The following is a 19,555-nucleotide window of genomic DNA, read 5'->3' as shown; positions in this document are numbered from 1 at the left end:
CATCCGCCGATCACAGAACGCCAAAGAGAGGAACAATGCCGCCAAACGCAGACTCCCGACGAGGTTCTCATCTGCGAGAACACCTGCTTTTCCTGCTGCTGTTGCTGATCCTGAACGTCTTCGCGCCACCGGCCCTGGCGCAAAACGCGCCGCCCGCGCCCGCCGACAAAAGCGAGCAGCAGAAGGCCGCCTATGCCGCGCTGGCCGATCTGCTGCAAGACGACCAAGCGCGCGCGGCACTCATCAACCACCTGAAACAGGCCGCCGGCGACGCCCCCGCCGCCGCCCCAACAACGCCGGAGGAATCAACGCCGGCCACGCTGAGCGACAGCCTGAACTCGCTGGCGCAGGAAGGCATCGGCACCTTTAACCAGAAGCTCGGCGCGCTGCAAAAGCTGATCGACTCCGGCCCGAAGCGCGTTTTCAATCCCGCCGGCTTTTTCCGCGCGCTGGGCTACTTTCTGCTGACGGTGGCGGTCACCTTTGCGCTGTTCCACCTGATCCGGCGGCTGATCGCGCCGCTGTACAAACGCATGGGCAGCTGGGGGCACAACGCGCGGCTACAGCGCGGCCCGTGGTATAAGCGCCCCGCCGCCATTCTCGGCGCTTTCACCGTCGATCTGCTGGTGCTGCTGCTGGCGCTGGCGGCGGGCAACCTGTTCGCCCGCCACGTCCACGCCGACAGCGCCACCATTCTGCGGCTGCAGACCCTGTTTCTCAGCGCCTTCGCGGTGATTGAGTTTTTCAAAGCGGTGCTGCGGCTGATTTTCGCCCCCAACTTCGACTACCTGCGCCCCTTCCCCTTCAGCGACCAGAGCACGCGCTACTGGAACACGCGCCTCGCCTGGCTCAGCGGCCTGATCGGCTACGGCCTGATGGTGGTGGTGCCGGTGGTGGCGGTGCAGATCAGCTACCCGGCCGCCGCCGCCGTCAATCTGGTGGTGATGCTGGCGCTGACGCTGTACGCCATCTGGCTGATCCTGCACAACCGCAAGCCGATACAGCACCAGATCAACCTGCTGGCCGAACGGTCGATGGCGTTTTTCAGCGCGATCCTGCGCGGTCTGGGGCATATCTGGCATCTGCTGGCGATCGCCTATTTTCTGGTGTTGTTCGTGCTGTCCCAGTTCGACATCGGCAACAGCCTGCGCTTTATGATGAGCGCCACGGTGAAAAGCCTGCTGGTGGTCGGCGTCGGCGCTCTGCTGTCCGGCATGCTGACCCGCTGGATTTTCCGCCGCATTTCGCTGCCGACCGACGTTAATCTGCGCTATCCGATGCTCGAGCGGCGCATCAACTCCTACATCCCCAACGGGCTGAAGATACTGCGGGTGATGGTGGTGCTGGCAGTGACGCTGTTCCTGCTCGATGCCTGGCACCTGATCAACCTGTACCAGTGGGCGGGCAGCGAAAATGGCCAGCGAACGCTCGGCGGGCTGGTGCATATTCTGCTGATCCTGCTGATCGCCGTGTTCAGCTGGACGCTGATGGCCAGCATCATCGAGCACCGCCTGGTGCTGGAGCTGAGCAACGGCGTGCGGCCGAGCGCGCGCGAACGCACGCTGCTGACGCTGTTTCGCAACGTGCTGGCCATCGTTATCAGCACCATTACCGTGATGATCGTGCTGTCGCAGGTGGGGCTGAACATCGCGCCGCTGCTGGCGGGCGCCGGCGCGCTGGGGCTGGCCATCAGCTTCGGCGCCCAGACGCTGGTGAAAGACGTGATCACCGGCGTGTTCATCCAGTTCGAAAACGGCATGAACACCGGCGAATACGTCACCGTCAGCGGCATCACCGGCACCGTGGAGCGCATGACCATCCGCTCGATCGGCCTGCGCGACGACTACGGCGTCTACCACATCGTGCCGTACTCCTCGATCACCACGCTGGCCAACTACGCACGTGAGTTCGGGGTATACCGCGCCAATTATACCGTCAGCCGCGACGAGGACATCGATCGGGTCAATGAGGTGCTGCATCAGGCCATCGAGGCGCTGAAGCAGGATGAACAGGTGAAGCATTTCCTGATTGGCGAGCCGGTCTTCAACGGCGTGGTGGCGCTGGGCGATCGCTCGTTCACCACCCGCGTGACGGTGCGCACGCAGGCGCTGAAACAGTGGGTGGTGCAATACGCCCTCGATCGGCTGGTGAAAATCCATTTCGATCGGGCCGGCATCGGCATGCCGCAGCAGGCGATGCAGATCTCCCGCGCGCCGCAGCCGCAGGAACCGCCTGCCGAACGCTAGCTTTCAGGCCCCGTCCGGTACGGGGCCTGACCATTCAGTGCAGCGCGTCGCCCTGCTTCACCGACGTGAACGCCTGCATCAGCTTCACGACGTCGTGCATGCCGATGTTGACCTGGTTGATCACTTCACCGGCGTCATGGGTCAGCGCCACGCCGCCGCCGGCCTGCTCTACGCAGGTTGCCATGCCGGCAATCGCCGCCGCCACGCCTTGCTGGATGGACTTGGTCATGCGTTCGATCTCGGTCGCCGCCTTGCGCGACTGTTCCGCCAGCGTGCGCACTTCGTTGGCCACTACCGCAAAACCGCGCCCGTGCTCGCCGGCGTGGGCGGCTTCGATCGAGGCGTTAATCGCCAGCAGGTTGGTTTGGGAGGCGATTTTACGAATCGCTTCGACGATGGTGCCGATCTGCTGAGAACACTTGCCCAGCTCGGTGACCACGTCCGAGGTTTCGCGCGCCGCCGCTTCGACCTGCTGCATGCCCTTCACCGCCTGCTGCACGATGATCGCGCCCTGTGCCGCCTGCCGATCGGTATCGAGCGACAGATGATGCGCGTTGCGCACCATCTCTTCTTCATGCTGCTGCTGTTGCATCAGCCGGGTGATGTCCTGGGCAATCTTCACCACCTTCACCACCTGGCCTTCGTTGTCGAGGATCGGGTTGTAACTGGCCTCCAGCCATACCCGTTCGCCGCGCCGGTTGAGGCGCTCAAAACGCCCGGTGATGAACTCGCCGCGCGCCAGGCGCTGCCAATGCCGCCGATAATCGTCGGAATTGGCGAACTCCGGCGGGCACAGCACCGCATGCGACTGCCCGCACGCCTCTTCCAGCCGATAGCCCATCAGCGCCAGCATATTGTCGTTGGCGCTGACGATGGTGCCCTGCGGCGTGAAAGCGATCATCGCCATCGATCGATTCAGCGCCGCCAGCAGGCTGCGATGCTCCTGCGCCTGGGTCACTCGTTCGGTCACTTCGCTGGCGATCTTGACGATCTCCACCACCTTACCCTGTTTATTCAGCACCGGCGCATAGGTGCCCTGCAGCCACACCGCCTCGCCGTTTTTCGCGATGCGCTTTATGGTGTCCGTGATGGGCTGGCCTTTATTCAGCGTCTCCCAATGTTTGCGGTACAGCGGGCTGGCGACATAGTTCGGATCGCAGAAAATACGGTGATGCCGGCCTATCACGTCATCGCGTTGAAATCCCAGCGTGTTGAGGAAAAGATCGTTGGCGCGCAATACCGTGCCGTCGGGCGAGAATACGATCATCGGAACGGCGTGTTCTATCGCGCTCAGTTCGGCGCCTTTGTGGGTAGTTAACTGACTGAATCGTAAAAGCATAAGGTGTAGTCCTTGTGGCAGATGATGGCGCTTTTCTTATTTTTGCCTGGCCACGTGCCGCGCCCACACGCAGACGTGCCATCGCGGAAGGAACGGGCAGCGCCGTTCCTTCTGGTTATTGCTATTAACCGGATTAAATTTATTTATTCAGTAAAGTAATTATTCGAATTTAAATAAACCAACAGCCTAAGATTTTTATTATTAATTCCGTATTGAGAATAACGTAAGTGATGAAAATTGAAAGGTAAAATGCGGATTTTTGTCGGCGCCGGCAGGATAACCGGCGCCGTTGAGCTAAAACGACTCCTCTTACGCGACCAGCGGCTCCGGCTCAACCACCGTGCCGTTGAGTATGATTTCCGGAACATAGCGCAGTTCGTTGAGCAAACTTTGATGATCCTGCCCCAAGAGCAGGATGATGCTGTCCGCTTCATCCAAACGGTGATCATCATTGTTATCGACAATAAGATAGCTGCTGTTTTGCTCGCCGAGAACGCTACTGACCCCGACCTTGGCGCTCAATGCCCCAGGTTGGCCAAGATCGAGCAACGCGGCCAACAGCTGGCTGGCACTGCCGCCTTGTTCGGCCGTCAGGGCGCCGATTCTCGTCTCCACGCCTTGCGCATCGCTGACGCCATAATCTGCCAGCACGCCACCGCCGGTACCATGAACGATCCGCAGGCCTGAGAGCACATCGTCGATGCTGCCCTGCGTCAGCGAAAAGTCTTTTAACGTCACGCCTGACGCCGCCGTGCTGCTGTGCAGCGTCACGTGGCTTTTCCCTGCGCCGGCCACGATCGTCGTATCTCCCAGCACGTTAAATTGATCGCTGCCTCCCCCACCTTTGACCAGCAGCTGTTCGCCCTGTAGCCCAAGATCTTCCAGCAGCGGCGCCAATTTGGCCTGCGCGTCACCACTTAACGGCAGCGAATCCAACATTTGAATGATCGTGCCGTCACCGCTGCCGCCATGAGAGGACGTCAGGGTAAACCCATTACCGGCGAAGGCCGAAGCGTCAACCAGGCGGACCTGAGTATACCCCTCGGTCAGCGTCAGGTTGAAATTCGCGCCGCCGGACAACGTAATGTCTTGCACCTGATCATTTTGCCCCGTCAGCGTCAGCGCGCCATTTCCCCAGGCGCCGGTGGTGACGGCGATCAGCGTCAATGGGTTTTCATCGCCATGCGAGTCAAGCGCCAATGAGCCGGCGTTACCGCGCCCGGAGAACAACAGGTCGAAACGAGCGGTGGCATTCTCAAGGAAGGCTATCTCCAGCCGGCTGTCCGCATGATCGCCGATGCCGCTGATTTCAAGGCGTGCCGCATCGGCATTGGCGTTGATCACCTTGACGTTATCCGCCCGGCCGGACAACAGCAATCCCTCACGGCCAAGCGCCTGCGCCGCCCAGCTCTGCACGATCGTCCCGCCGTCCGTTCCCTCTACGGTGGCGTTGCCACTCAATACCCCGTAGTCAAACACATGAGCACTCGTCGCCAGCGCTTTCGTGCTGTAACCGTTCCAACCGATTTGCGTCAACGTGGCTTCCGCTTGGCCGATATAACCCGCCATATCTATCTGTTCGAAATGACTGAAATTGGCGGCGTTGCTGCTCACCGTACTGATGCGCGCGCCAAAAAGATCGAGCGTCGAGGTCATTTTGACGATCAGGTTGGCGGACAAAATATCGTGCCCGTCACCGCCATCGGCGCTGAACACCCACCCCACATGATTGGCGCCGCCATTGGCATTGCCTCCCCACAGCAGACTGTCATTACCGTTGTTCAGATAAAAGTGCCCTTGGGCGGCGGCGAGGTCGGCCTGCGAGGTGAGCTGCACCCGATCGTCGCCATAGGTGCCATGCATTTTCACATTGGCATTGTTTACCGTCATGTCCACCCCATACCGAGCCGCAGGGTTATTATGCAGCCAGATATCCGCCGCAGCGTCGCCATTGACAATCAGATAAGAAAGCTGCGAGGCATAGCTCAGGTCAACCATGACGTCCGCGTCAGCATGCAGGAACACCCTGAACAGCACGGCGGTTTCCGCATTGCTCAGCGTATGGTGAGCATGCGTATTCACCGTACCCGACGCGTTGCCGCCACCCTCGCTGGTGGCGAGAGAAGCGGTCGTTTTATACGCCAGGCTGGCGCCGACATCGCGCGCGAACATCCACTGTTCATACTGAGCGTCACCTGACGGCGGCGCATTGATCAGATCGGCAATCACCGCCTGCGTGACCAGTGCCTTGTCGCCGCCTAATGCCCGATAGTGTTCCAACTGCTGTTCATCCGCCGCCCGGCCATGCACCGCCTGATAGACGTGCTGAATAAAGTCGTCGCCCTGCAAACCACCGACCTGCGCCTGAAATTCCGGCGTCGCCAGAAGGGCCGTGACCAATTCGGTATAGCTCAACGTGCCGGAGGCCAGCGTCTTGCTCCAATTGTCCAGCGAGGCGCTGTCCACCGCCCGCTCGGGCAATGCACGGAACAGCGCCGCTATCTGCTCCAGATACTCGGTCGCCGGCAGTTCGCCCGGCGAATATTCCTGGCCCGCCGCATTGAAATGCTGTTGAGCCGCCGCATCTTCCGGCGCCACCACCCCACGCAACTGCGCGATCATATCCACCAGCAGATCGCCACGCGTCGCGCCCTCCGCCAGCCGTTGCTGGTAAGTGGCAAGTTCAGGAGCCGTCGGTGGCCGTTCAAATCCCTGAGCGAACAGATGCAAAATGAAGTCATGATCGGAAAGATCGTTGAGTGGCAGGGTGGCAATCTTGCTCTGCGCCAACGCCGCCAGATTGCCCCCTTGATTGAGCAGCTTGCCGTCATGGGCAATTTCATCGGTCTGCCAGGGCGCTCGCAGCAGATAAAACATCGCCTGCGCGTCGCCGCTTCCGCCGGCGGCATCGGCTGCAGTGCCGGGATACAAACCTTCTGCAATGCGCTGATCGAGCGCATCACGCTGCGCCAGCATCACCGGATCGTCCCCCAGATAGTTGAAGAGTTCGATGACAACGCTGGCGACAGCGCTGTTGAAATGCCCCAGTTGCAGTAAGGCATTGATGTAATCCGGATCGGGAGCGGTATTGTAAACGGAGAAATAAACCTGGCTGAGAATGTCGTATTCGCTTTGTCCGCTCATCCAACCGGCATCGGGTTGGCTCATTAAAATACTGGCCATATAAGCGGGCGGCTGGCTACCGATATCAAATGCGCTGTCGTAGTAATCGATTTCCGCCGCCGTCGGCAAACGCCCGAAAATGCCGATGATTAAGGCGCCGACCTCTTGTTGCGTAGCTAAAGGAATCATAATAAATCCCGTCAGTGTGATGGACTAAGTTCGCGGCATGACTGCGCCGCAGCCTGTCTCCTACATCGTGAAGAGAGACATTGCACACTGCTTGAAGGGGTTTTTATAGGTATGACTACAGTTAAGAAATACTGATGCGATAAGTCAATAAAACGGGGAAAACCGGCCCTCGGTATGGGACTTTGCTCCCATACCGAGGCACCGGAAGGATTAGCGCCAGCGTTCGGCTGCCCAGGCGGCCTGTTGCTCGGCGTCGTGGAAGGTCCAGGCGACAAAGCGGCTGATCTTCTGCCCTTGCGCCATCTCGATGGTGCGCACCTCGGCCGCGCCCGCCACCTTCAACGCATGGTAGATGGCCGGCAGCGTGGTGTTTTTCGAGATGAGCGAAGTGAACCACAGGCAGTTGTTGGCCTTGCCGACGCTCTCTTCCACCATCTTGCGCACGAAGGCCTCTTCGCCGCCTTCACACCACAGTTCGTTGTTCTTGCCGCCGAAGTTTTGCACCGGCTTGTCGGCCACTTCCCCTTTGCCCAATTTATGCAGCTTGCGGTGGGTGCTGGCGCGCGCTTCCTGCTCGGACGCGTGGAACGGCGGGTTGCACAGGGTGGCGTCAAATTTCTCGGCCGCGCCGATGATGCCGCTAAAAATCAGCTCAGGCTGTTTTTGCAACCGCAGACGCACGCTGTTACGCAGCGTCGGGTTCATCTCGACGATCATTTTGGCCGCGTTGAGCGACACCGAATCGATTTCAGATCCGGTAAAACGCCAGCCGTATTCGCGCAGGCCGACGATCGGGTAAATGCAGTTGGCGCCGACGCCGACGTCGAGGATCGCCACGCCCTTGCCGCGCGGGATCTCGCCGCCGTTGCTGGTTGCCAGCAGATCCGCCAGGTGGTGCAGATAATCGGCGCGGCCGGGGATCGGCGGGCACAGGTAGTCCGCCGGAATATCCCAGTGCTCGATGCCGTAAAAGTGCTGCAGCAACGCACGGTTGAGCATTTTCACCGCCGCCGGATCGGCGAAGTCCACCGAGACATCGCCCCAGGCGTTCGGTTTTACGAACGGCGCCAACGCCGGGCAGCTGGCGATCAGCGCCGGGAAGTCATAGCGTGAACGATGACGGTTGCGCGGATGCAGGCCGCTTTTCTGCTGCGGGAAGGTTTTCTTTTTTTCCACCGTGACGGGCTCTCTTGAAGGTATTTCCGGCGCGTAAGATAACACATCCCGCCCGCAATGGCGCAGCGGCGGGAAACCCGGCACAATGAAAGCCTCATCGATTGCCACAGGATCCCCCATGAGCCGTGAATCTCGTTATTATTATGAACCCGCCGCCGGCCACGGCCTGCCGCACGATCCGCTGAACGCCATCGTCGGCCCGCGCCCCATCGGCTGGATCTCTTCCCGCAGCGCCGCCGGCTTGCGCAATCTGGCGCCCTACAGCTTTTTCAACTGCTTCAACTACCGTCCGCCGATCGTCGGTTTCGCCAGCACCGGCTGGAAAGACAGCGTGGCGAATATCGTGGAAACCGGCGAATTCGTCTGGAACCTGGCGACGCGCCCGCTGGCGGAAGCGATGAACAACAGTTCCATCAACCTGCCGCGCGGCGAGGATGAATTCACCTTCGCCGGCGTCACGCCGCTGCCCGGGCGCCGGGTCAAAGCCGAGCGCGTGGCCGAAAGCCCGGTGAACTTCGAATGCCGGCTGACCCAGTGCATTCAGCTGCAAACCGCCGCCGGTGAACAGGTGGAAACCTGGCTGGTATTGGGCGAAGTGGTGGCGGTACACCTCGATCCGGCGCTGCTGGATGAACACGGCGTCTACCAGACCGCCGCTGCCGAACCTATTCTGCGCGCCGGCGGCCCGACCGCCTACTATGGCATTTCCGAACAGCACCGTTTCGATTTGGCGCGCCCGACGCGCTGATCGTCTCCCCCGTTTAGGCAGAAGATAAACGGGGGGAATTAACAATCAAAAAATCTGAATAAAACCATCAACACTCTCCGATTTCATCCCGCCTGTCACTGCGCAATAATCTTCCCATCGAAAGGCAAACCCCTTTCTCCCTAATTCACTTTGACAGGAATGACGAACATGAAAACCATCAAAACTTTTGCTGCCGCTATCGCCCTGGCCACCGTTTCTTTCACCACTTTCGCCGCTGAACACGTCAGCGCCCAGGATGCCGCCCAATTCGAAAAAGCCGGCGTGATCGTCGCCAGCGGCGCAACCGACCTGAGCAGCCTGAAGTCGCAGCTGGCCGCCAAAGCCGATGCCGCAGGCGCCAAGGCCTTCACCATCACTTCCACCAGCGGTAACAACCTGATGCACGCCACCGCGGTTATCTACAAATAATCACCGCCCCAGACGTCAAAAAGCCCGCCGGCTATCACCCCGGCGGGCTTTTTTATGTTCAAGTGTATTAGCGCCGAATGGGTACGACAGCGAGTTTTTTGCCGCCCGCTTTATCAGCAACCCGCCCGTAAACGAACCGGACAATGCTACCGGAAACGGGTTTAAACCCCGTATTTAATGGGGTTTACAGGGGGTGTGTACACACATTTTTTTACCGTGCCATTGCTGGACTAACGGAAGAGGATGATTATCATATTACGCAGACTACAGATGCAGAGAGCGTTGTATGCAACATATCATTGAAGGTTTCCTCAGTTTCCAGAAAGAGATTTTCCCGCAGCGTAAGGAGCTCTTTCGCAGCCTGGCCTCCAGCCAAAATCCCAAAGCGCTGTTTATCTCCTGTTCTGACAGCCGCCTGGTGCCCGAGCTGGTGACGCAGCAAGAGCCTGGGCAACTGTTCGTTATTCGCAACGCCGGTAACATCGTCCCTTCCTTTGGCCCGGAGCCGGGTGGGGTTTCTGCGACGATCGAATACGCGGTAGTGGCGCTGGGCGTCACTGATATCGTGATTTGTGGCCACTCGAACTGTGGCGCCATGAAGGCTATCGCGTCCTGTCAGTGCCTCGATCCCATGCCTGCGGTAGCCCACTGGCTGCACTACGCGGATGCGGCCAAAGCGGTGGTCGAGAAGAAAACCTGGAATAGCGAAACAGACAAAGTTAACGCTATGGTGGAAGAGAACGTTATCGCCCAGCTAAATAATATCAAAACCCACCCTTCTGTGGCGGTGGGTCTGCGCAACAGCGGGCTGCGCCTGCACGGCTGGGTGTACGACATCGAAAGCGGCGAAATTCGTACGCTGGATAGAAACACCAAGAGCTTCGTTTCCCTGGCCGATAATCCCGACGTCTATTTCGAATAAAATAACGCCCAGATTTTATCATTAAATAAAATCCACGCTGCCGCGTGGATTTTTTTATTGTCAGCCTTAAACCAAACGCGCCTCTATCGCTGCGGCGAAGTCGCGGCACATCCGTTCGTCGCCGTCGGCGTTATCCGCCAATACCGTCTCGCCGTCTACCACCCGAATATGCGCCTGCAAATCGAAATCCGCCGGCGGCTGCGGGCGCGCGGCGGCGGCGGCCATCGTCTGCTGCGCCTCGCGCCACGCCTGCGCCACCGTCTGGTTACAGGCCTGCGCCAGAGAGTCCGGGTTGAACCCTTCGCCGGTCAGGCTGCGCAGCGTGTCGTCATGGCTGACGCTGTTGCCCGGCAACCAATAGTGTTGCGCCAGATCCGGACCGATGGCCGGGTTGTCCGTCAGGTAACCGTCGCGCTGCAGGAAGAACTGGCGGGTTTGTTCCACCGCCATCATCGCCAGCAGATAACCCTGATAAGAGCAGGCGGACTCCAGCGACAGCAGGTGCGGGATCGCCAGCGTCGGGCGCGGGCTGCCGCTGATGCCGAGGATCTTCTGCTCGACCTCGCGCGCCAGCGCGGTGATGGCTTCCGGCGTGCGCTGCTCGTCATCCCACTGATACAGCGCCCACTCGAAGTACGGCACCAGCAGGATATGGCGTTCGTTGAACGCGCGCATCGGCTGGCGCGCCGCGATACCGGCTTCGATCAGCGCATCGGGCACCGCTTCGCCGGCGGCGTTTTTCGCATAGCGTTTCAGCCAGTCGGCGTCGTCCAGCAGGCTGTCGCAGAACATCGACTGGGTTTCGGCATAAGCCATTGAGGTCGGCGGGAACTCCTGCGAGAAGCACGGCGCATTCTGGCGAATGTTGGCGAAATGCGCCGCGTGGCCACCTTCGTGGAACAGGGTGTTGAGCCCGTAAGCGCCGCTGCCTACCTGCCCCGGCTGCGCCAGGCTGGTGAAGTTGATGCGCGCCGGCACCCATTCCCCCTGGCGCACAAACGGCGGCACCGGGCCGTGCATAAAGCCGTTCTCATACTTGCCTTTGCGCACCAGCAGATCGAGGTTCATCTCGGCGCCGCCAAAGCCGATGTGCAGGCGTTTGAAGCTATCGACCCAGCGTTCCAGCGAACGCGAAAACGGGAAGTAAGGATCCAGTTGGCGGGTGACGTCGCCGGCGCTGGCGAAGCGCACGTTCCACGGCTCCAGCGCCTGGCTGCCCTTGCCGGCCGCCAGTTGCTGCAGGCTGCGCGCGTTGGCCTCGCGGGTTTCCCGCTCGAAGCGATCCAGAATGGCGAACAGCTGCTCCGGCGTCATGCGCTCGGTTTTGTTCACCTTGTAGTCGAAATAGTTGCGATAGCCCATCTGGCGCGCAAAGCGGTTGCGCAAGCCAATCAGCTCCGGCAGGCCGTTATGCAGCAGCCATTGCTCCAGATCGCGCAGAGCCTGCTGCGAGCTGCGGCGGTAGTCTTCGTTCGGGTTGGTCGCTTGGTTGGTCAACAGCTCGCCGAGCGAGGCCGCCACCCGCTGGCCCTCGGCGTTCAGGTGCGTCACCTGGTAGCCCTTGCGGCGCGAGTAGAGATCGGATTCGGCGTGGATGATCTGATCCAACAGCGCCTGCGCCTGCGGATCTTCAATGGCGTTACAGTCGAAGAAACGCAGCCAGCCTTGCAGGCCGTGGATCAGCGCATCGCGCTGTGCCTCCTGCGGCAGCGTTTCCAATCCGGCCAGCAGATTGCGGATCTCCGCCAGCCGGCGCGGTTCGGCGATAAAGCGCTTATAGGCGCTTTCCGCAGCGGCAAAGCGCGCCGACACCTCTTCACCGCCGGTGCCCATGTAGTTTTGCCAGAACAGCTCTTCTTTGGCGCGGTGTACGTCGAGGTAATCCTGGTTCAATTGATTGAAGTAATCGAGAGCCTGATGCATAACCGTCCTTCTCAGCCGATGAGGAAATATCCCAGTATAGTCGCGCTCAGGCCTGATGCAGGCGCTGCAGCCCCTGTTCCAGCGTTTCGCTCTCGCCGGCGGCCACCAGGCAACAGGCGATCTGCCGCTGGATGGCCTGCGGGATCGCCACCTCGCCCGCCAGGCAGCGCTCGGTCCAGCGCGCGGTGGTTTCCGCGTCTTTCGCCGCCGGCAACGTCGGCGTTTCATCCTGCAAGGTGCGCTCCAGCAACACGCGCTGTTCGCCGCCGACGATATGGTGAATCTGCGGGCAGCGCAGCGGGTTGGCGTAGGCTTCGCCTTCGGTGCCGTGCATCAACAGCCCGCGGGCGCCGATCTGGCGGAAAAACGACGCCACCCGGCCGACATACTCCGGGTGTGAGACGCTGGCGAGGCGCAGCGCATCCTGTTCGCCGAACGGCGTCGCCAGCTTGGCCAGCGTATGGGCGCTGTTACGCACCCCCATGCGCCAACGCAGCCCGAGCTGCCGCGCCAGCGGCGCCGACAGCGCGGAAACCGGCATGAACACCGCCTCGCCGTTATCGAGACGCTGCTGGGCGTGAACGGCCTGTTCCGACCACGGCAGCCCCAGGGCGCGGAAAATCTCGGCGCTGGTCACGCGGGTGCTGTCGTCCAGCACGCCGTGCACCACCACTGGCAGGCCCACTTTCGCGAGCAGCAGCGCCAGCAGCGGCGTCAGGTTGGCCTGCTTGCGCGCGCCGTTATAGCTCGGCAGCACTACCGGCAGCGGCCGCCCCTGCGGCGCCTGCAGCGGCAACACCTGCTGCTGCATCGCCTGGTAGAAGCCCAGCATCTCCTCCTCGGCTTCGCCCTTGATGCGCAGCGCGATCAGAATGCCGCCCAGCTCCAGCTCGGGGACCTCCCCGGCCAGCATCGCCTGATACAGCTGAAATGCGGTCTGCCGGTCCAGGTCGCGCGCATGGTTTTTGCCGCGGCCTATTTCTTTGATAATTTTGGTGTAATCCATCCGAAGGTTCCCCTTGCTCACTCTTCGGTTAGCATACCCTATCCGCGCCGCCGCTCAACCTCCTCCGCCAGCCGCCGCTGCGCGTCATCGCCGTCGCGCAGCCCGGCGATCACCCCGCCGGCATCGTCGGCGCTGCGGTTTTGGCTCATCTTCCATTTGCCTTCGCGCCGGGTGACGGCGATCTCGATACCGACAATGCCTTTAAGCTGCGCGGCGATGTAGTTGGCCGGCGCGTCGTCGAGCCGCCAGGGCGCCGGACGCCCTCCTTCCTGCTGCGCGGTCAGATCGATCAGCTGGCGCCGCAGCCAGGCCGGGTCGTCCGTCACCGTCGGTACGCCATACAGCTGCACCACGCTGTAATTCCAGGTCGGCACCACTTTGCCGGTCTGGCGCTTGCTCGGATACCAGCCGGGCGACACATAGCCCTCCAACCCCTGAAAAATCACCAGGCATTCCGCCGCGTGCTGCAGCCGCCGCCAGTGCTCGTTGGCGCGCGCCAGGTGCGCCCGCAGCCGGATCTGCCCCTGTTCGACATCGGCCAGAAACGGCAGCGCATCGGCCGTCAATCCCTGCTCGCCGTGGCTGACCAGCAGCCCCAACGGGTGGGCGCGCACCAGCGCCAGTTGGGCATCCAGATCGTCTTCGCGAAATGCGGCGGGTTGAAACATCAGTGTGGCTCCTTACGCTTTCTCATCATGACGACAGTAAAGCACCCGCCGGCGGCCTACTTAAGATCCGCTTTCTGACTATTTCGCGTGATCCGGTTTAACAAGATCAGGGCGATGCCCATCGCCAACAGATTAAATACCATGGCGCCGGCAAAGGCCTCGGCATAGCGCTCCGCCGCGCCGCCGTGCGCCAACAGCGGCACGAAGCCGACGCCGCTGACCACGATGCCCAGCGCGCCCCCCACCTGCTGCACGGTGGCAACCAGCCCCGCCGCCATGCCCGCCTGCCGCTCGTGCGCCAAACCGAGCACCAGATTCAGCAGCGGCGTCATGCTCAGCGCCTGGCCGAATCCCAGCACCACCAACCCCGGCAGCAGCCGCAGCGGATGCGCCAGCGCCGCGCCCCACAGCGCCTGCGCCATCAGCAGCGCCAGCCCGGCGGCGTAAATCGCCACGCCCGCGCTCAGCGCACGGTTGCCCCAACGCAGCGCCAGCCGGGGCGCCAGCATCGACGCCAGCATAAAGGCCGCGCTGGCCGGGGTGAACAGGCTGCCCGCCTGAAAAGGCGTCAGCCCCGCCCCCGCCTGCAGCAGCAGCGCGAAACACAAGAAAAACGAGGAAGCGGTGGCATAAATCGCCAGCACCACCGCCATACCCGGCGCGAAGCCCGCCTGGCGGAACAGCGCCGGATCGAGCACCGCATCGTCGCCGCGCTGCGCCAGACGGCGCTCCCAACGCAGGAAGCCCCACAGCGTCAGCATTGCCAGCGCCAACATCGGCGCGATCCACCACGGCCAGCCGTGCGCCGGCCCTTCCAGCAGCGGCAGCAGCAACAGCGACAGGCCGGTCGCCGCAAGCCCCAGGCCAACGCCGTCCAGCCGCTGCGCCTGCGCCACCCGCGATTCGGGAATGCGCCGCGCCGCCCACAGCGCCAGCGCGCCGATCGGCAGATTAATCAGAAAGATCATGCGCCAGCCGCTGCCGAACAGGTTGGCCTCGATGATAAAACCACCGAGGATCTGGCCGAAGATTGCCGCCAGCCCCAGCGTCATGCCCAGCCAGGCGAAGGCGCGCCGCCGCTGTTGCGGCTCGTACAGCACCCGCATCAAGGCGTAAATTTGCGGAAACAGCAGCGCCGCCGCCGCCCCCTGCAGAATACGCGCGGCGATCAACAGGCTGAGCGATCCCGCCAACCCGCAAAACAATGAAGTCAGCGTGAATCCCAGCATGCCGAGGCTGAACAGACGCCGACGTCCGAAGCGATCGCCCAGACGCCCGCCGGCGATCAACAGCACCCCGAACGCCAGTTCATAACCGGCGACGATCAACCCGACGCCGGCAAAATCGGCGGCGAATTCTCGCTGGATCACCGGCGCCGCCACGTTGACCACAAACAGATCGAACACCGTGACAAAACCGCCCAACAGCAGCACCGGCAGGCCGGGCAGCGCTCGCCGCTCACGAGATAATGAATGTTCCATACCACCTCCAGAGATTATGATGGTCGCAGTATGGAACAGGGTTTAAACTGTTACTATATAGTCATTTATACTATTACTTACAGCAACAGGACGGCCGACATGCCCCCACGCACCCTCGAGCGCACCCGCCACGAACTGGCGGATTTTCTACGTCAAAAGCGAGAACAGCTGTCGCCACAGGCGGTCGGTTTGCCGAGCGGCAGCCGCCGCCGCACGCCGGGATTGCGGCGCGAGGAGGTCGCGGCGCTGGCCGGCGTCGGCCTTACCTGGTACACCTGGCTGGAACAAGGCAGGGAAATCAATGCGTCGGTGGCGTTTTTGGAAAACCTGGCGCGGGTGCTGCAGCTCGACGCCGCCGGCCGCTACCACCTGTTTTTATTGGCGCATCAGCGCCCGCCGGTGCCGGTCGGCCATCAGTGGTGCCAGGTCTCGCCGCTGGTGCGGCGGCTGCTGGACGATTTAGCGCTGCGGCCGGCCTACGTCATGAACCTGAGTTGGGACATCATCGCCTGGAACCCGGCGGCGCAGCGGCTGTTCGCCATCGCCGAACGCCCGCCGGAAGAGCGCAACATGTTGTGGATGCTGTTTGCCGATCCGCAGCTCAATGCGCGCCTGCTGGAGTGGCGGGCGCAGGCGCCGCAAATCCTGGCCAGCTTCCGCCGCGACTACGCTCGCGCGCCGGAGGATGAGGTGATGCGCCAACGGGTACAGGCGCTGGAGCGGGTGTCGCCGCAGTTCCGCCAGCTCTGGCGGCAGCACGACATTCACGGGCGTTGCCAGGGACGACGCAGCTTCGCCATCCCGGAAATCGGCCCGGTCACCTTTGACCACGCTTCTTTCATCGTCGACGAAGAGAATCACCTGCGGCTGGTGATGTACAGCGCGCTGCCGGACGAACCGGCCAGCGCGGCGTTTGAAGCGCTGCTGCGTGAGGGTTAGCGGCGGCTGTCGAAAATGAGCTTGCAGGCCAGCCCGGCGAACACCCCGCTCAGCAGGTAGTTCGGCCAGCGGGCGTTGAAGCGGCGGCCGGCAAAGCGGCTTTTCATGCCGCTGACCGCCAGGATCACCCCGCCGTTAATCAGCAAGCCCACCAGATTCAGCACCGTCGCCAGCGCCAGCATCTGCACCACCACCGAGCCTGAACGCGGATCGATAAACTGCGGAAACAGCGCCAGCACGAACAGCGCCATTTTCGGGTTGAGGATATTGGTGAACAGCCCCTGGCGGAAGATGCGCGCCGTCGGCACCGCTTGCAACCCGGCGGAAGCCTGCAAACTGCTGCCGGATCGCAGCGTTTTCCACGCCAGATAGAGCAGATAGGCGGCGCCCAGCATTCTCACCGCGTCGTAAGCCAGCGGCACCGCGACGAACAGTTGCGACAACCCCAGCGCCGCCGCCAGCGCGTGACAATACGTGCCGAGCTGAATGCCCGCCAGCGAAGCGAAACCGGCGCGCCGCCCCTGGCTGACGCTGCGCGAAGCGATCAGCAGCATATCCGGGCCGGGAGTCAGCGCCAGCGCCACGCAGGCACCGGAAAACAACAACAGCGTTGCGGCATCAATCATGAATCACCTGATAAGAAGACGGACGGGAATGGAGCGTCCATCATAGCGGCGCCGACGTGGCTTGTCAGCGCCGCTTATCTCAGATCACCCACAGATCGAGATACTCGTTGACCGGCATCTGCGCCAGCCGCTGCCGGTCCAGCGACACCTCGAGAATGCGCTGCTGCTGCAGAGCCGGGAACTGGCGCGCCAGGTTGGTTTTGAACTTCTCGATCAGCAGCGGGATGCCCTCTTCGCGCCGCCGCGCATGGCCGATAGGATACTCCACCGCCACCTCATCCAGACGGCTGCCGTCGGTAAACTCCACCGTCAGCGCATTGGCGATCGATCGTTTTTCCGGATCGTGATAATCGCGGGTGAAGGCGGGATCTTCATGGCATCGGATCTTGCCGCGCAACGCATCGATGCGCGGATCCTCGGCCACCCGATCCTCGTAGTCCGCAGCCGTCAGCCGGCCGAACAGCAGCGGGATCGCCACCATATACTGAATGCAGTGATCGCGATCCGCCGGGTTATCCAGCGGTCCCTGCTTGTCGATAATGCGCAAGCAGGCCTCATGAGTGCGGATGCTCACTGCGGCGATGTCGGCGGCGGTTTTACCGGCGGCCTGCATCTGGCGGTGCAGCGTCATGGCCGCCTCCACGGCGGTCTGGGCATGGAACTCCGCCGGGAACGAAATTTTAAACAGCACGTTCTCCATCACGTACGCGCCGTACGGCCGCTGGAAGCGGAAAGGCTTGCCGTTGAAAGAGACGTCGTAGAACCCCCAGGTCGGCGCCGTCAGCGCCGAGGGATAGCCCATTTCGCCGGTGGCAGCCATCAGCGCCAGCCGCACCGCGCGCGCGGTCGCATCCCCCGCCGCCCAGGATTTGCGGGTGCCGGCGTTCGGCGCATGGCGATAGGTACGCAGCGACTGCCCGTCCACCCACGCCAGCGACACCGCATTCAGGATCTCCGCCCGGCTCAGGCCGAGCATCTGCGCCACCACCGCGGTGGACGCCACCTTCACCAGCAGCACGTGATCCAATCCCACCCGGTTGAAGGCGTTTTCCAGCGCCAGACAGCCCTGGATCTCATGCGCCTTGATCATGGCGATCAACACCTGCCGCATGGTCAGCGGCGCTTTGCCCGCCGCCACCGCCTGGCGCGAGAGCCAGTCGGCCACCGCCAGGATCCCGCCCAGGTTGTCCGACGGGTGCCCCCACTCCGCCGCCAGCCAGGTGTCGTTGAAGTCGAGCCAGCGGATCATGGCGCCGATATTGAACGCCGCCTGCACCGGATCCAGCTGGAAGCGGGTGCCCGGCACCCGGCTGCCGTTCAGCACCTCGGCGCCCGGCACCACCGGCCCCATCAGTTTCTTGCAGGCCGGATAGCTCAGCGCCTCCAGCCCACAGCCGAGGGTATCGAGCAGGCAATAGTGGGCGGTGCGGTACGCCGCCGGGGTATCGACGGCCTCTTTCATCACATAATCGACGATATCGACCATTTCGCGATCGAACGGCGGACGGCGGGTATTGGCAGACTCAAGCATCATGATTCCCAAACGCTCCATAGTGAATAACGATCGGCGCTCAGCGCTGATCCAGCGGTACGAACGCCCGCGCTTCCGGCCCGGTATAGTTGGCGGACGGGCGAATGATTTTGTTGTCCTGCCGTTGCTCGATGATGTGCGCCGACCAGCCGCTCACCCGCGCCATGACAAACAGCGGCGTGAACATTTCGGTGGGCACCCCCAGCTGGTGATAAGACACCGCCGAGAACCAGTCGAGGTTGGGGAACATGTTTTTAGTGTCGCGCATGACGCTTTCCAGCCGATCGGCGATGTCATACAACTTCATCGCCCCCGCCTCCCGCGACAGGCGCAGCGCAATCTCTTTGATCACCTGATGGCGCGGATCGGAGACGGTGTACACCGGGTGCCCGAAGCCAATCACCACCTCTTTGTTGTCGATGCGGCGGCGAATGTCGGCTTCCGCTTCGTCCGGCGTTTCATAGCGTTGCTGGATCTCCAGCGACACCTCGTTGGCGCCGCCGTGTTTCGGCCCGCGCAGCGCACCAATGGCGCCGACGATCGCCGAATAGACGTCGGATCCGGTGCCGGCGATCACCCGGCCGGCGAAGGTCGAGGCGTTGAACTCATGCTCGGCGTACAGGATCAAGGAAGCGTGCATCGCCTGTTCCCAGCTGGCGGAAGGCGCTTCGCCGTGCAGCAGGTGCAGAAAGTGGCCGCCGATGGAATCGTCGTCGGTCTCCGGCTGAATGCGCTCGCCGTTGTGGCTGTAGTGATACCAATACAGCAGCATCGAGCCCAGCGACGCCAGCAGCCGGTCGGCGATATCGCGCGCGCCGGCCGCGCCGTGCTGCTCTTTTTCCGGCAGCGTGCAGCCGAGGGCCGAGACGCCGGTGCGCATCACGTCCATCGGGTGAGACGCCGCAGGCAACGCCTCGAGCACCGTGCGCACGCTGGCGGGCAGGCCGCGCAGCGCTTTGAGACGGTGTTTGTAGGCCTGCAGCTCGTCGCGGTTGGGCAATTTGCCGTGGATCAGCAGGTGGGCGATCTCTTCAAACTCGCAGTGGCGCGCGAGATCGAGAATGTCGTAACCACGATAGCGCAGATCGTTGCCGCTGCGCCCTACGGAGCACAGCGCGGTATTCCCGGCGGGCACGCCGGATAACGCCACGGATTTTTTCGGCTTAACGCCAGTCGGGCTTTGCGGGGGGATCGCTTGGCTCATACCGT

At 62.2% G+C, this 19,555-nt stretch carries 15 protein-coding genes; 5 read left to right on the top strand and 10 right to left on the bottom strand.

The window, feature by feature from the left end; all coding sequences use genetic code 11:
* Positions 1-35 precede the first annotated feature (35 nt).
* Positions 36-2,246, top strand: a complete 2,211-nt coding sequence (gene ybiO, locus ACK3CV_RS07875; RefSeq protein WP_164140708.1) for a mechanosensitive channel protein — start codon at positions 36-38, stop codon at positions 2,244-2,246.
* 34 nt (positions 2,247-2,280) lie between these two features.
* On the opposite strand, the gene ACK3CV_RS07870 is transcribed toward ybiO, so the two are convergent.
* From ACK3CV_RS07870 to rlmF, 3 genes are all read right to left on the bottom strand, one after another.
* Positions 2,281-3,585: a methyl-accepting chemotaxis protein gene (locus ACK3CV_RS07870; RefSeq protein ID WP_033653405.1), complete on the bottom strand. Its 1,305-nt coding sequence runs from the start codon at positions 3,583-3,585 to the stop codon at positions 2,281-2,283.
* 309 nt (positions 3,586-3,894) lie between these two features.
* Complete coding sequence (locus ACK3CV_RS07865) at positions 3,895-6,897, bottom strand: translocation/assembly module TamB domain-containing protein (RefSeq protein ID WP_164140706.1); 3,003 nt, start codon at positions 6,895-6,897, stop codon at positions 3,895-3,897.
* 210 nt (positions 6,898-7,107) lie between these two features.
* Positions 7,108-8,073, bottom strand: a complete 966-nt coding sequence (rlmF, locus tag ACK3CV_RS07860; RefSeq protein WP_204280358.1) for a 23S rRNA (adenine(1618)-N(6))-methyltransferase RlmF — start codon at positions 8,071-8,073, stop codon at positions 7,108-7,110.
* Between the two features lie 118 nt (positions 8,074-8,191).
* On the opposite strand from rlmF, the gene ACK3CV_RS07855 reads away from it, so the two are divergent.
* The 3 genes from ACK3CV_RS07855 (at position 8,192) to ACK3CV_RS07845 (ending at position 10,172) form a co-directional block, all read left to right on the top strand.
* Positions 8,192-8,821, top strand: coding sequence for a flavin reductase family protein (locus ACK3CV_RS07855; RefSeq protein WP_164037323.1), 630 nt, complete (start codon positions 8,192-8,194; stop codon positions 8,819-8,821).
* Positions 8,822-8,989: 168 nt separating this feature from the next.
* Positions 8,990-9,250 carry a multiple stress resistance protein BhsA gene (bhsA, locus tag ACK3CV_RS07850; protein WP_015377148.1) on the top strand — a complete coding sequence of 87 codons (261 nt, stop codon included), beginning with the start codon at positions 8,990-8,992 and terminating at the stop codon, positions 9,248-9,250.
* Between the two features lie 286 nt (positions 9,251-9,536).
* Complete coding sequence (locus ACK3CV_RS07845) at positions 9,537-10,172, top strand: carbonic anhydrase (RefSeq protein WP_004939270.1); 636 nt, start codon at positions 9,537-9,539, stop codon at positions 10,170-10,172.
* A 66-nt stretch (positions 10,173-10,238) separates the two neighbouring features.
* Here the strand turns inward: ACK3CV_RS07845 and ACK3CV_RS07840 are convergent, their stop codons facing one another.
* From ACK3CV_RS07840 to ACK3CV_RS07825, 4 genes are read right to left on the bottom strand one after another with little or no spacing between them, the layout of a single operon-like run.
* Positions 10,239-12,095: a M3 family metallopeptidase gene (locus ACK3CV_RS07840; protein WP_164037325.1), complete on the bottom strand. Its 1,857-nt coding sequence runs from the start codon at positions 12,093-12,095 to the stop codon at positions 10,239-10,241.
* Between the two features lie 46 nt (positions 12,096-12,141).
* Complete coding sequence (gene ybiB, locus ACK3CV_RS07835; protein ID WP_164037327.1) at positions 12,142-13,101, bottom strand: DNA-binding protein YbiB; 960 nt, start codon at positions 13,099-13,101, stop codon at positions 12,142-12,144.
* Between the two features lie 38 nt (positions 13,102-13,139).
* A complete protein-coding gene (locus ACK3CV_RS07830) occupies positions 13,140-13,769 on the bottom strand; it encodes an FMN-binding negative transcriptional regulator (protein WP_164037329.1) in 630 nt (209 codons plus the stop codon).
* Positions 13,770-13,825: 56 nt separating this feature from the next.
* Positions 13,826-15,250, bottom strand: a complete 1,425-nt coding sequence (locus ACK3CV_RS07825) for an MFS transporter (protein ID WP_164037344.1) — start codon at positions 15,248-15,250, stop codon at positions 13,826-13,828.
* 99 nt (positions 15,251-15,349) lie between these two features.
* Here ACK3CV_RS07825 and ACK3CV_RS07820 point away from each other — a divergent pair, with 99 nt between their 5' ends.
* Positions 15,350-16,189, top strand: coding sequence for a helix-turn-helix transcriptional regulator (locus ACK3CV_RS07820; protein WP_033637650.1), 840 nt, complete (start codon positions 15,350-15,352; stop codon positions 16,187-16,189).
* Here ACK3CV_RS07820 and ACK3CV_RS07815 read toward each other — a convergent pair.
* The 3 genes from ACK3CV_RS07815 to prpC all read right to left on the bottom strand — a co-directional run bounded on the left by ACK3CV_RS07815 (position 16,186) and on the right by prpC (position 19,550).
* Positions 16,186-16,815 carry a LysE family translocator gene (locus ACK3CV_RS07815; protein WP_033637649.1) on the bottom strand — a complete coding sequence of 210 codons (630 nt, stop codon included), beginning with the start codon at positions 16,813-16,815 and terminating at the stop codon, positions 16,186-16,188. The genes ACK3CV_RS07820 and ACK3CV_RS07815 overlap by 4 nt on opposite strands.
* A gap of 79 nt (positions 16,816-16,894) precedes the next feature.
* Positions 16,895-18,346, bottom strand: coding sequence for a bifunctional 2-methylcitrate dehydratase/aconitate hydratase (locus ACK3CV_RS07810; RefSeq protein WP_086581042.1), 1,452 nt, complete (start codon positions 18,344-18,346; stop codon positions 16,895-16,897).
* Positions 18,347-18,386: 40 nt separating this feature from the next.
* A complete protein-coding gene (prpC, locus tag ACK3CV_RS07805) occupies positions 18,387-19,550 on the bottom strand; it encodes a bifunctional 2-methylcitrate synthase/citrate synthase (protein WP_164140704.1) in 1,164 nt (387 codons plus the stop codon).
* Positions 19,551-19,555: the final 5 nt, after the last annotated feature.

The organism is Serratia sp. TSO36, from assembly GCF_057808395.1.
This window is presented reverse-complemented; position numbering and strand designations above follow the sequence as displayed.